The organism is Nocardia noduli (assembly GCF_019038455.1).
GTDB classification, from domain to species: Bacteria; Actinomycetota; Actinomycetes; order Mycobacteriales; family Mycobacteriaceae; genus Nocardia; species Nocardia noduli.
Genome location: NZ_JAFMPL010000107.1, coordinates 15,831 through 28,515, shown reverse-complemented (window position 1 = coordinate 28,515; position 12,685 = coordinate 15,831). Strand labels below are relative to the sequence as shown.

Sequence of the window (12,685 nt, the reverse complement as noted above, 5' to 3'; positions counted from 1 at the left end):
TCTGTAAATGGTTCATCATGACGCCCTTGGGGCGACCGGTCGTGCCCGAGGTGTAGACGATATCGGCGATATCGGTACCGACCACCTCACCGTGCTCGAACGGGGTGCCGGAGGTCAGGAAATCCGATTTCAGATCGATCACCGCCACACCGTTCGGGGTGAAACCGTTGTAGTCCACGCCGAGGAAGCCTTGTTGGACCAGGACCATTTTGGCGCCGCTGCGGGTGATGATGTCACCGGCTTCTTCGGCTTTGAACCGGGTGTTGACCGGAACCAGGACCCCGCCCGCGGTGAGTAGCCCGAACGCGGCGACGATCCATTCCGCCGAGTTCGGGGCCCAGATCGCCGCGCGGTCACCCTTGTCGATGCCCGCGCGGGCGAAAGCGCCCGCGGCGCGGCGGATCCGGTCGACGAGTTCGGTGTAGGTCCACCGAATCTCCCCGTCGACGACCGCTTCGGCATCACCGAAGCGGGTCGCCGTACCGAGGACCATCTCGGGGATGGTCTGCCACGTCACCACGGCACCATCCTCACGGCGAAACTCATTGCCAGGGTCGTGGACGGAATTCGGCGGGAGCCGAGCGGACAGCAATCGCCGGTACCCCGAACAGGGCTGATATGCCCCAGTCGCCCGTAGCTCTCGTCGTTCCTGTGGTCTGATGTCGACATAACGGGTGTCATACCTCGAGCAGCCGAGCCAGGTTGCCGCCCATGATCTTCGCCTGGTTCTCCAGCGGCATTTCCTTGATCTCGTGGATGTAGCGCGCCGGCTCGGCCAGACCCTCCGGGTGCGGCCAGTCCGAACCGAACAACACGTGATCGACGCCGATGACCTCCGAAAGCCGTTGCAGGTCCTCTTCCCAGAACGGACTGACATACAGACTGCGTTTCAGCGTCTCTACCGGATCCTGGAAACCGAAACCGTCAGGCGCCTTCTTGTAGACGTCGGAGAGTTGCTGCAGCAGCGGCTCGAGCCAGGCCGAACCGTTCTCGATCACGGCGACCTTCAGATCGGGGAAACGGCGCAGCGCGCCGTGGCACACCCACGAGGCGACCGCATCGGTGACCGGACGCCACTGGTTGGTCATCGCGAAGGTATTGGTTTGAAAGGGAAGCATTTCCAAGCTGCTCCCACCCCACTCGGCATTGAATCGCGAGTAGCCCGAGTCCGAGGAGTGCATGGTGACCAGCACGTCGAGTTCGACGACCCGCTTCCAGAACGGATCGAACTCCGGCAGCGCGAACGAGCGCATACCGCGCAGGCCCGGAACCGGGGCCGGACGGATGAGGACGGCCTTGGCGCCGTGCTCGACGACGGCCCAGTTCAGTTCCTCGATCGCCTTCTCGACGATCGGCAGGGTGATGACCGGAATGGTGAAGATCCGGTCCGAATGCACGAAGTTGCCGTCCTGGCCCCACTCCTCGAGCATCCACTCGTTGAGCGAATGGACCACCGCGTGGATGAGCTCGGGATGGTGACGCATACGCTCCTCGACCAGGCTGGCCAGGGTCGGGAACATCAGCGCGCGCTGCAACTGCAAGTCGTCCATGACCTTCAGGCGGGCGACCGGATCGCGGAAGGCGTCGATCGCCTTCATCGACTTGCCGAAGATCTCGCGACGGCTCTTGCCCTCGGGGTTGCCGTGCTTGAAGTAATCCTCCATGGCGCCGGGACGGGCCACGACATCGAAGGTCGGGTTGGGGATGTACTCACTGATCTGGCCCAGCACCGCGATCTTGGTGCGGCCGTTGATCTCGATGTACTGGATCGCACCCTCGTACTGCTTGGGCAGATGCCTGGTCAGCGCATCCCTGGTCTCGTAGAGATGGTTGTCCGCGTCGAACAGCTGATACGGCAAATCAATTCTGGTCATCAAATCCCCTTCGGGTCGAAGATCTTGTCAAGCCCCGAGACGTTGTTGGTTACGGTGCGCCGATGGGGCCTCGGGAGGCGGTGCTCGAGTCCGGAGCGGCCCGTAGGCGCCCTACCGGACTCGGTTTCGTGCTGATCGACGATCGGTTGATGGCGGCCGGCAACCCACACCCCTCAGCTGTGCGTCCGAGCAGGGACGGTTTGAAGTGCGCGCTTGTGTGGGGACCACATGGTTTCGGTGGTGGTACTGGTCTCGTCGGGGTATCCGGCAGCGTGGATGGCGGCGGTTTTGAATGCCAGCGCGGCCGAACTCGGTTGATAGGGCTGGACGGTCGCCGAACCGTTCAATTCGCTCGGCAAGTCCGATCCCCACAATGTCGTGACGCTGTCTCCCCGACGCAGACTGCGTACCACCGTGTCGCGCAGTTTTTCCTCGCGGCTGTAGAGCTCGGTGGCGACGGTGAGATGATCCGCTTCGAGTGTGAGAATTCCTTTGTGGAGTGCCTGCTTCAGGTCCAGCGCCGACGCACCGAGGATGCGCAGGGAGATCTGATGGTCGACGTCGGGAGTGACCACCGCGACCTGCCAACCTGCTGCGGTGATGTCGAATATCCATCCGCCCAGATCGCGTACTGCGGCCAGGGATTCGGGTGCGACGACAATGGCGCGATGGATCAGCGGACGTTCACGGATGCCGGTCAGCCACTGTTGGATCGGCACGGCGTTACCGCGGGCGCGGGGAGGGTTCTGCGCAGGTGTGACGTCCATGAGGCTGTCCTGATTCTGTGAGTCTCCGCTCGGCGGATTCTTTCTCCGGGGCAGGTCGGCCTGCATGCGCCCGGTGGCCGGTGCAGGTCCATGGGCAGGTCTGTCCTCAGCGTCTGGGAAGGCCCAGGACATGTTCGGCGATGATGTTGCGTTGGATTTCGGAGGTGCCGCCCGCGACGGTGTGGGCAAAGGTGCGGATGTAGCGTTCGAACCAGCCGGGTGCGAGTTCCTCGGGGTTGAGGGGGCTGAAACGTGCTGTGACGGTAGGCTGGTCGAGACCATCGACGCCGAATCCGCTCAGCGCGTGTTCGGTGGCGTTCTGGACAGCTTCGGATCCGAACAGTTTCAGCACCGATACCGCGGCGGTGCCGGATTCGCCGCGGGCGGCGCGGGCCAGCGCGGCCGACCCGAGCAATCGCAGGGCGTAGGCGTCCATGACGAGACCCGCGTGATGGTCGGCGTCGAGTTCGGTGACGGGCCGGAAGTCCTCGACGAGATGGTCGAGACGTTCGGCGTAGCTGAGCCACAGCAGATTTCGCTCGTGACCGAGTGAACCGTTGGCGACTTTCCACCCCTGGTTCAGTTCACCGATCAGGTTCTCGGCGGGGACCACGACGTTGTCGAAGGTGACTTCGTTGAAGTCGAGATCGTCGGGAGAGCAGACGGTGGCGATGGGCCGACGTTCGATTCCCGGCGTGTCGGTCGGAATGAGCAGCACCGAGATGCCGCGATGTTTTGCGGCATCGGGATCGGTGCGGACGAAAGTCAGCACGACATCGGCGTCGTGGGCTCCCGAGGTCCAGAGTTTGTGCCCGTTCACGACGAAATTGTCGCCGTCGCGGCGGGCGCGGGTGCGCAGTCCGGCGAGGTCGGACCCGGCCTCGGGTTCGCTCATGCCCAGCGCCGCGGTGAGATCTCCGCGCAGGATCGGGATCGCCCAGCGCTCGTGCTGTTCGGGAGTGCCGAAGGTGATCAGCGATGCCGCGACGATGCCGAGACCCTGGGGGTTGAAATTCTGATGGATGCGGCGTCGGGCGAGTTCTTGTTTGTGGACGTACTGCTCGAGGATGCCCGCGTCACGACCGCCGAATCGCGGCGGGTGACCGGGGAGCAGCCAGCCGTGGTCGAATTGGAGCCGTTGCCAGCGCCGCGCCCACTCGGGGATCTGGGCGGTGGAACGCGGACGTTCGACCGCGTCGGATTCCGGTGGCAGGTGCTCGTCGAGGAATGCCACGAACTCGGCCCGGAACGCTTCGACGTCGTCGTCGAAAGTCAGTCTCACTGTGTCGCCCTTTCCGCCCGGTCGCCGGTCTCGGTCGAAATCACCTGTTCTACACCACTATTCATCGGTGCCACGCGCACGGAGATGGATTTGGTGTCGAGGTAGGCGCCGATTCCCTCCCGCCCGAACTCGCGACCGATCCCGCTGTTCTTCACGCCGCCGAAAGGCGCGGCGGGATCCATGGTGTAGGGCTGGTTGATGCCGAGGGTTCCGGACCGGATGCGGCGGGCAAGTCCCAGCCCGCGATCGATGTCGGCGGTCCACACCGAGCCGGACAGCCCGTACTCGGTGGCGTCGGCGATCGCCACGGCATCGTCGTCGTCGGTGTAGGTGAGCACGCTCAGGACCGGCCCGAAGATCTCCTCCCTGGCGATCCGCATCGAACTGTCGACGTCGGCGAAGACGGTGGGCCGGACGTACCAGCCGCGATCGACCGTGTCCGGCAGTTCGGTGCCGCCGGTCAGCAGGCGCGCGCCTTGGTGTCGCGCGTGCTCGATATAGCCGCGAATGCGGTGTTGTTGTCGCTGCGAGACCATCGGCCCGACCCTCGTCGCCGGATCGAAAGGGTCTCCGACGGTGAGATTCTCGATCCGGTCGACCAGGGCTTCGAGGAATTCGTCGCTGCGGTGCCGTGGCAGCAGCACTCGGGTCTGGGCGACGCAGGCCTGGCCGCTGTTCATCAATCCGGCCACGAGCATGCCGTCGGCGACATCGGCGGGGTCGGCGTCGTCGAGAACCACGGCGGCGGATTTGCCGCCGAGTTCGAGACTGACCCTGCGCAACGCGGCCCCACACGTTTCGGCCACCAGCCTGCCCGCGGCGGTGGAGCCGGTGAACGACACCTTGTCGACCCCAGGATGCGCCACCAGATGACGGCCGATCTCCCTGTCACCGGGCAGAATACTGACCACACCCGGCGGCAGGCCGAGTTCATCGAGCAATTCGGCCATCAGATAGGCGTCCAGCGGGGTTTCCGGCGAGGGTTTGAGCACGATCGCGCAACCCGCGAGCAGGGCCGGAATCAACTTGGCGACGATCAGGAACATCGGCATGTTCCAGGGGACGATCGCGGCCACCACTCCGACCGGTTCGTGCACGACCAGAACATCGCCGCCGAGGAATCCGGATCGCGTCCGTTGCCACGGATAGTTCTCGGCGATATCGGCGAACGCGCGCATCATGACACCGGGGAGCTTGGCGTGCGCCGATCGAGCGAAGGTGATCGGCGCGCCCATCTCGGTGGTGATCAGCTGGGCGAGTTCCTCTTCACGCGCGCTGTAGAGTTCGGCCAGCCGCCGCACCAGCGCGATCCGCTCGCTCGGATCGGTATGCGGCCACGGCCCGTGGTCGAAGGCTGTGCGCGCCGCGGCCACCGCCCGATCGACATCGGTCACCGACGCGGCGGGAACCCGGGCGACGAGCCGCTCGGTGTGGGGCGAGGTCACCTCGATGGTCTCGGCGGTCGTCGGCGTGACCCAGCCTCCGGCGATGAAGAGATGTTCGGATGTCACCACGGGTGTGCCTCGTACGAGATCGTCTCGGCTCATCACGGTGCGGGCGCGGTGATGTCGCGGTAGAAGCGGACGGTCGGCGGCGGGTCGGTGGACAGCCCGACGGGCGGTGAGAAGCCACCCGCCTTGGTCGTTTCGCCCAGCCGGGCCTGCACGATGGCGATATCCTCGGCCTCGATCTCGTAGACCGCGACGAACGGCCCGTCGCCGGTGACGGGGGCGAATCGTCGGGCGGAGACGATGCCGTCGATGCCCAGCATCTCCTTCATGTGGGTCTGGTCGTACCAACTGTTGAACGCCGCGGCTTCTTCGGGCGAGTTGGGCCGGGACTCGACGTAGAGGATTCCCTTTGCCATGTCGTACCTCCTGGTATCGGATGAGCTCAGCAGTGTTTGTGGACCCGGCCGTCCTTCATCACGAACCGCACGTCCTGGACGGTGGTGATGTCGGCGGTGGGATCGCCCGGCACGGCGATGATGTCGGCGAGCAGTCCGGGGGCGAGCCGTCCGCGATCATCGACGCCGATGAGTTCGGCGCTGGTGATCGTGGCCGCGCGCAGGGCCTGACTCGGTGTCATACCGCGATCGACCAGTGCCCACAGCTCTTTGGCGTTGTCGCCGTGGGGAACAGCGGGCGCGTCGGTGCCGCAGGCGATCTTGACTCCGGCCTTGATCGCCTTGCGCAGGGTCTCGCGCGCGCGGGGGAAGACTTCGGCGGCCTTCTTCTGTAGCGCCGGTGCGGCTTTGGAGACGTCGAGACCTTCCGACAGGTAGCTGGTCGGGACGAGGAAGGTGCCGTGCTCGACCATCATGGCGATGGTGTCGTCGGTGGCGAGAGAGCCGTGTTCGATGCAGTCCACGCCCGCCCGGATGCAGGCGACGATTCCGGCGTCGCCGTGGGCGTGCGCGGCGACCTTGACACCGGCGCGATGGGCTTCGTCGACGATCGCCGCCAACTCCTCGTCCGAATACTGTTGCGCGCCGGCGACGGTGCCGTGGGACATGACTCCGCCCGACGCCGAGATCTTGATGACCTCGGCGCCGTATTTGATCTGATATCGCACGCATTCCCGGACTTGGGGAACGCCGTTGGCGCGACCCTCCTCGACGCTGAGCGGCATGATGTGCGGCGCGAGGCGTTGGAACATGGTGGGGTCGAGGTGCCCACCGGTCGGCGTGATCGCGTGCCCGGCCCCGACGATGCGCGGACCTTCGACCCAGCCCTGTTCGATGGCACGGCCCAGATCAACGTCGAGCAGATAACCGCCGGTTTTCACCATCAGGCCGAGGTTGCGGACCGTGGTGAAACCGGCGTGCAGGGTGGTGCGGGCGTTCACGGTCCCGCGCAGGGTGCGGTACACCGGGTCGTCCTGCACGCCGTGCATCGGATTCGGCAGCCCCGAGGGATTGTCGGGCCCGCCGATGAGCAGGTTGATCTCCATGTCCATCAACCCGGGCAGCAGTGTGAGCTCGCCCAGATCGATGACCTGGGCACCGGCGGGCAGTGCGGGTGGGTCGATCGCGGCGATGAGATTGTCTTCCACGACGATCACTGCCGGAGCGTGTACCTCGCCGGTCGCCACGTCGACCCATCGCGCCGCTTTCAATACGACGACGTGACGGCTCACAGGGCCGGCTCCACGACACAGGTCAGGGTCGCCGTCCCGGTGTCGGGGATGCGCGGCTGGCTCCACACCTCGACCGGGAAGGACACCATGATCATCGAATACAGCAGATACATGAGGTTCTTGGTGTCCTCGGGCATGTTCTCGATGGTGAACTTGTCGCAGTAGGTGAGTGCGTCCTCGGCGCGAGGAGTGATCGCGTCGTAGAACCGCTGCATATCGGCCATCGAACTGGACAGACGTCGGTCGTAACGTTCGGGTTCGGTGGGCAGACACCACGTCGAGGCGAACTGCTCGAGATCGGCGAAGTCGGTGGGCAGCAGGGTTTCACTCATCGCTCGGTCTCCTCGCGCTCACGCCGGTAGTCGCCGACCCAATCCGCGGCGACCTTGTGCAGATGCCGGAGAAGGATTTCCTGGTCGTTCAATTGGAAAGTCGTGACCGCACGCGATTCCAGCATCATCTGGGTCGCTTCCAGGGTGCTCGAGTCCTGTAGCCCGTATTCCTTGAAGGTCAGCGCCGCCATTTCATGTGCGACACGGTCTCGGGGGCTGCGTGCGGGCACAAAATACAGATTGCCCTCGAAAGTGTGGGTGTTGTACGAGGTCGGCCAGTACTGATAGGTCAGGTACCAGCCGCCCGACCAGACGAGGATCACGAAATTGGGCCACAGCTGGAACGAATCCAACCCCCACGGATCGCAGCCGGCCGGGTTGAGTCCCTTCGGCATCGGTCCGAGATCGGGGACATCCCAGGGGCCGAACAGGCCGCTGCGGGTGATGTCCTCCATGGGTTTGCGCATGGTGGGATCGAGTTCCCAGGTGACGACACCGGAGGTGCTGACCAGCCGGTGCGGACCGTCGAGTTGATAGTGCGGCGCCTCGAAACCGGCCTGCTGTGCGGCGACGGAGAAGTTGTCGGGCGTCTGCTTCCCGTGCAGGATCGGCGCGTGATAGAACTCCTGGAACGCGTCCATGTACAGCTTCCAGTTCGCCCCGACCTCGGACCGATACGAATAGCGCTCGGTCAGCTTGTCGAAGGGGTAACCCTCGAGGTCGGTGACCATGGGTCCGAGGAACTCGCGCAAGCTTTGACGTGGTTGGGAAGCGAGGTTGACGAAGATGAATCCGGCCCAGACCTCACAATGCACCTTCGCCAATCCGAGAGCGCTCTTGTCGAGGTCGAAGAACTCTCCTTCCTGCTGCACGAACGCGAGCGCTCCGTCGAGCCCGTAACGCCAGCCGTGGTATTTGCAGGTGAACTGGCGACAGGTGCCCGAGGTCTCCTCGCGCGGGAATTCGTCCCACACGAGTTTGTTGCCGCGGTGACGGCAGATGTTGTGGAAGGCGTTGATACCGCCGTCACGATCGCGCACGACGATCACCGAACTGTGCGCGACCCGGATCTCCTTGGTGAAATAGCTTCCGGTGCGCGGAAGTTGCTCCACCCGGCCGACATTGAGCCAGGCGCGTTTGAAGATCGCCTCCCGCTCGAGTTCGAAGAACTCCGGCGAGATCGAATCCTCGTACGACATCGGTTCCGTGCCGAGCTCGGGATAGTGCTGCGTCCAACTGCCTTCGGCGGGTTTGGGCCAACGAGCCATGGTGTAACTCCTGAAACGGGCTGTGTGACGGGGTTATACGATCGGTTCTTCACCGAGCACGGTGGTGCGCAGCATCTCTCGCGGCGAGTCCTGCGGATACGGGGCCGCGCGATGGATGACACCCCGGTTGTCCCAGATCACGGTGTCACCGACCGACCACTCGTGGCGGTAGACACGTTCGGGTGCGGTACCGCGACGCAGCAGTCCATCCAGCAGAGCCCGGCTTTCACTCGGCGGCAGACCGACGACATGGTCGGTCGACGCGCCGAGCACCAAAGAGCGCCGCCCGGATTTATGGGTCCAGATCAGCGGATGTTCCTTGGTCGGACGGCGGCGCCACGCGGCGAGTTGTTCCGGTGTCGGATCCGCGGTCACTCCCCGCTGCGACGCCTCGAGCGAATGCACGACCCGCATCGGCGCGAGATACTTCTGCTCGCCGGCACTCAGATTGTCGAAAGCCTTGTAGGTACTGGCGAATTCGGTCTCGCCACCACTGGTGGCGACCGCCTTGGCGGTGAGCATCGTCGCCATCTGAGGGTAGGCGTCGTCCTCCGGGGTGCAGCCGTCGATATGCCAGTCGAAGGTCGCGCGCAGATAGCTCGCCGACGAGTTCTTCGTCGTATCCAGGCTGACCCGGTAGATGCCCTCGACGGGATGGTGTCCGGGTGAGGTGTCGACCTGGCCCAGTTTGCGGCAGAACGCCACTTGCGTCTCCGGGTCGAGATGCAGGTTTCGGAATACCAGGACACCGTGCTGCTCGAGGGCCTCGAGGATGGTGTCGGGCAACGTCGGGTCGGTGAGCAACCTGTCGGCGTCGACGCCGTCGACCTCGGCGCCGACTTCGTGGCTGAGCTTGGCGATGGTGATTGTCATGAGTGTGTGATCCTTCCGGCCGAACCCGCTCGCGGCGGCTCGGCCGAGGTGGAGGAACAGGTCAGGGCCAGGGTTCAGCGACGCGTTCGAGCTCGGCGTCCGCGCTGTCGACAGGTTTGGGCTGTTTGAAGATCTCGATCGCCATCGCGACGATCACCAGCGAATACACCATCTGCAGCAGATGGATCGCATCGTCGGGTAACTCCTCGAGCGGGAATTTGTCGCAGTAGGTGATCGCGTCGTCGACCCGCGGGAAACAGGCGTCGTAGAACGCTTGCATCTCCGCCATGGATTTGCTGAGCCGCTGCTTGTAGCGCTCGGATTCGACGGGCAGACACCAGGTTCGCGCGAACGGCTCGAGGTCGGCGAACGCGGCGGGCAGCATCGTCTGTGTCATCGCGTACTCCCCTGCGCCAGGTCCCCGCGATATTCGTCGACCCAGTCGGCGACCGCCTTGTGGAAGTGACGGACCAGGATCTCCTGGTCGTTGACCGGGAAATGCGTCATTCCCGCGGTCCGGTAGGCCGACTCCAGCGCGGTCTGGGTGCCTGTGAGCATGCCGGCGTCCTGGAGGGCGAATTCCTTGAATACGACCGAGGCGACCTCGTGTTCGACTCGTTCGCGCACGGTGCGGGCGGGCTGGAAACACAGCATGCCCTCGAAGCGGTGACTGTTGTACGAGGTCGGCCAGTACCGGTAGAGCAGGTACCAGCCCCGGTAGATGAGGATCTCGATATTGGGGAAGATCTGGAAGTTGTCGATACCCCACGGTTCGACCCGGCCGGGATTCAACCCTTTCGGCGCCTCACCGAGATCCGGAGATTCCCACGGCCCCACCAGACCACTGCGGGTGACCCGTTCGATCGGATACATGAATTCCGCGGGCATCGTCCACCGTCTCGCACCGCCGGTGGACACCATCCGGTGCGGACCGTCGATCTGGAAGTGCGCGCACTCGAAACCTTTTCCCGGAGTGCGCACCGCGCTGGGCACCTGCTGGGAATGCAGGCCCGGCACGTGGTAGTACTCCTGGAACGCGTCGGCGAACAGTTTCCAATTGCTCTGGTTGTCCGCCTTGAATTCGTACCATTCGGTCATCTTGTCGAACGGGTAGCCGTCCAGGTCCGTCACCATGGGGCCCAGGAATTCCCGTAGCGTCTGGCGGGGTTCGGCAGCCAGATTGATGAAGATGAATCCCGCCCACACTTCGCAGTGCACGGGGGCGAGTCCGAGTTTCTTCTTGTCCAGGTCGAAGAACTCGCCTTCTTGCTGCACGAACGTCAGGGCGCCGTCGAGGCCGTAACGCCAGCCGTGATACTTGCAGGTGAACTGCCTGCACGTACCGGAATCTTCCTCACGCGGGAATTCGTTCCATACAAGCTTGTTGCCGCGGTGGCGGCACACATTGTGGAATGCGTTGATATTGCCGTCGCGGTCGCGCGCCACGATGAGTGACGCGCGTGCGACATCGAGTTCCTTGGTGAAATAGCTTCCGGTGCGGGGAAGTTGTTCGACGCGTCCGACATTGAGCCACGCGCGTTTGAAGATCGCTTCCCGCTCGAGTTCGAAGAACTCCGGGGACACCGAGTCCTCGAACGACATCATGCCGGTCCCCAACTCCGGATAGTGTTGGGTCCAGCTACCTTCGGCCGGTTTGGGCCAGAGTCGCTGGGTGGTCGGTTCGCTGGCGAGTTCGGTCACGGTTGTTCCTCCATTTCCGGGTGGGCGGATGGTCGTGGCCTGTCGTTTTCCGGGTCCGGTTGCAGGTCAACGCTGTTGAACACCATCGCCAGGCACAGATAGGCGCCTGTAACGAACAGCAATTCGATGAGCTGACGTTCGTCGAAATGCAGGGCCAGTTCGGTCCAGGTGCGGTCGGTGACGCGGTGGCGTTCCATCAGTTCGTCGGTCATGGTCAACAGCAGTCGCTGCACGGGGGTCCACCCCGGTGCGTCGGGACCGCGGCGCACCGCCGCGACCTGTTCCTCGGTAAAGCCGAGACCGGCCGCCATCCGTGCGTGCTGACGCCACTCGTAGTCCGAGCCGCTACACCACGCCACCCGCAGGACGACCAGTTCTCGCTCCAGCGGATCCAGCGAGGGGTGCTCGAGCAGCAGGCCGTTGAAAGCCAGCCACGCCGATGCCAATTCGGTGTGATGAGCGAGAACGCCGAGGATATTGGGCACCGGTGGTGCGTCGGGATCGCCCGACAGGTACCGATCGGCTGCGCGCACATGCCCGCGCAACATCGCCCGTGTCGTGTCGTCCCATTTCTCGAGCGGTAGCGGAGCCAGACGGGGAGAGACGGATTCGGTCATATCACCGATCCGCCGTTCACCCCGAGCACCTGGCCGGTGATGTAGCCGGCCTGATCAGAGCACAAGAACACGCAGGCAGCGGCGATATCTTCTCCGGTGCCCAGATGGCCGACCGGGATCGCCTTCGCCATCACGGAGTCGTCCGGAAGATATCCTTCCGCTTGCGAATTCCGTTGCATGGGGGTGTCGATACCCGAAGGCGGAATGGTGTTGACGGTGATCCCGCTCGCGGCGTACTCGCGCGCCAGGCCCTTGGTCATCGCGACCACCGCGCCCTTGGCGGCGGTGTAGTGCACCATCCGCGGCGAGCCGCGCTGCGCGCTCGAGGAGGAGATGGTCACGATCCGGCCCCATCCCGCCGCCACCATGTCCGGAATCGCGGCCTGCACACAGTGGAATACGCCGTTGAGGTTCACATCGACGACTCGATTCCACGCCTCGGGCGAGATCTCGGTGAACGGTGAGAAGCCGACCAAACCCGCACTGGTGACCAGGATTTCGATCGCGCCGAACTCGGCGCGGGTCTTGCGCATCGCCTCGTCGACCGCTCGGCGATCGGTCACATCGACCTCACACGCGATAGCCGCGCCACCCGCGGTCCGCAGTTGTTCGGCGGCTCGCTGAGCGGCGGCGCCGTCGATGTCGAGGATCGCGACCCGATATCCGCTCCCGGAGAACGCCTCACAGATGGACAACCCCATCCCCGAGGCTCCTCCGGTCACCACCGCGACCCGAGAGCGCTGAACCGGACGCGGGTCGTCGCCCCCGGGACCGGGCGCCGAGAGTGGGCCCTTCACAGGTCACCGGCCGGTATACGGCGCGCAACGAGGTCA

General features: G+C 64.5%; 14 protein-coding genes. All 14 read right to left on the bottom strand.

Going from position 1 to position 12,685, the window contains the following annotated elements; all coding sequences use genetic code 11:
* Positions 1–493, bottom strand: a 493-nt coding sequence (locus JZ792_RS34460) for an AMP-binding protein (protein WP_216917088.1), incomplete at its 3' end; no start/stop codon positions are given.
* A 184-nt stretch (positions 494–677) separates the two neighbouring features.
* Positions 678–1,874 (bottom strand): amidohydrolase family protein, encoded by a 1,197-nt coding sequence (locus JZ792_RS34455; protein ID WP_216917085.1) that lies wholly within the window; start codon positions 1,872–1,874, stop codon positions 678–680.
* A gap of 173 nt (positions 1,875–2,047) precedes the next feature.
* Positions 2,048–2,641 (bottom strand): hypothetical protein, encoded by a 594-nt coding sequence (locus JZ792_RS34450; RefSeq protein WP_216917084.1) that lies wholly within the window; start codon positions 2,639–2,641, stop codon positions 2,048–2,050.
* A gap of 106 nt (positions 2,642–2,747) precedes the next feature.
* A complete protein-coding gene (locus tag JZ792_RS34445) occupies positions 2,748–3,923 on the bottom strand; it encodes an acyl-CoA dehydrogenase family protein (protein WP_216917083.1) in 1,176 nt (391 codons plus the stop codon).
* Entirely contained in the window at positions 3,920–5,434 is a 1,515-nt protein-coding gene (locus JZ792_RS34440) for an aldehyde dehydrogenase (RefSeq protein ID WP_308165569.1), read from the bottom strand. The genes JZ792_RS34445 and JZ792_RS34440 overlap by 4 nt, the downstream gene beginning before the upstream one ends.
* 35 nt (positions 5,435–5,469) lie before the next feature.
* Positions 5,470–5,790 (bottom strand): hypothetical protein, encoded by a 321-nt coding sequence (locus JZ792_RS34435; RefSeq protein WP_216917081.1) that lies wholly within the window; start codon positions 5,788–5,790, stop codon positions 5,470–5,472.
* A 26-nt stretch (positions 5,791–5,816) separates the two neighbouring features.
* Positions 5,817–7,061, bottom strand: coding sequence for a metal-dependent hydrolase family protein (locus JZ792_RS34430; RefSeq protein ID WP_216917080.1), 1,245 nt, complete (start codon positions 7,059–7,061; stop codon positions 5,817–5,819).
* On the bottom strand, positions 7,058–7,393 hold the full coding sequence (locus JZ792_RS34425) for a hypothetical protein (RefSeq protein ID WP_216917079.1): 336 nt from the start codon (positions 7,391–7,393) through the stop codon (positions 7,058–7,060). Before JZ792_RS34425 ends, JZ792_RS34430 begins: the two co-directional genes overlap by 4 nt.
* Positions 7,390–8,661 (bottom strand): aromatic ring-hydroxylating oxygenase subunit alpha, encoded by a 1,272-nt coding sequence (locus JZ792_RS34420; protein ID WP_216917078.1) that lies wholly within the window; start codon positions 8,659–8,661, stop codon positions 7,390–7,392. Before JZ792_RS34420 ends, JZ792_RS34425 begins: the two co-directional genes overlap by 4 nt.
* Positions 8,662–8,694: 33 nt before the next feature.
* Positions 8,695–9,534: a TauD/TfdA dioxygenase family protein gene (locus tag JZ792_RS34415; RefSeq protein ID WP_216917077.1), complete on the bottom strand. Its 840-nt coding sequence runs from the start codon at positions 9,532–9,534 to the stop codon at positions 8,695–8,697.
* A 61-nt stretch (positions 9,535–9,595) separates the two neighbouring features.
* Positions 9,596–9,931: a hypothetical protein gene (locus tag JZ792_RS34410; protein ID WP_216917076.1), complete on the bottom strand. Its 336-nt coding sequence runs from the start codon at positions 9,929–9,931 to the stop codon at positions 9,596–9,598.
* Positions 9,928–11,235, bottom strand: a complete 1,308-nt coding sequence (locus tag JZ792_RS34405; RefSeq protein ID WP_308165567.1) for an aromatic ring-hydroxylating oxygenase subunit alpha — start codon at positions 11,233–11,235, stop codon at positions 9,928–9,930. Before JZ792_RS34405 ends, JZ792_RS34410 begins: the two co-directional genes overlap by 4 nt.
* Positions 11,232–11,852: a carboxymuconolactone decarboxylase family protein gene (locus JZ792_RS34400; protein ID WP_216917075.1), complete on the bottom strand. Its 621-nt coding sequence runs from the start codon at positions 11,850–11,852 to the stop codon at positions 11,232–11,234. Before JZ792_RS34400 ends, JZ792_RS34405 begins: the two co-directional genes overlap by 4 nt.
* Positions 11,849–12,577, bottom strand: coding sequence for an SDR family NAD(P)-dependent oxidoreductase (locus JZ792_RS34395; RefSeq protein WP_308165566.1), 729 nt, complete (start codon positions 12,575–12,577; stop codon positions 11,849–11,851). The genes JZ792_RS34400 and JZ792_RS34395 overlap by 4 nt, the downstream gene beginning before the upstream one ends.
* Positions 12,578–12,685: the final 108 nt, after the last annotated feature.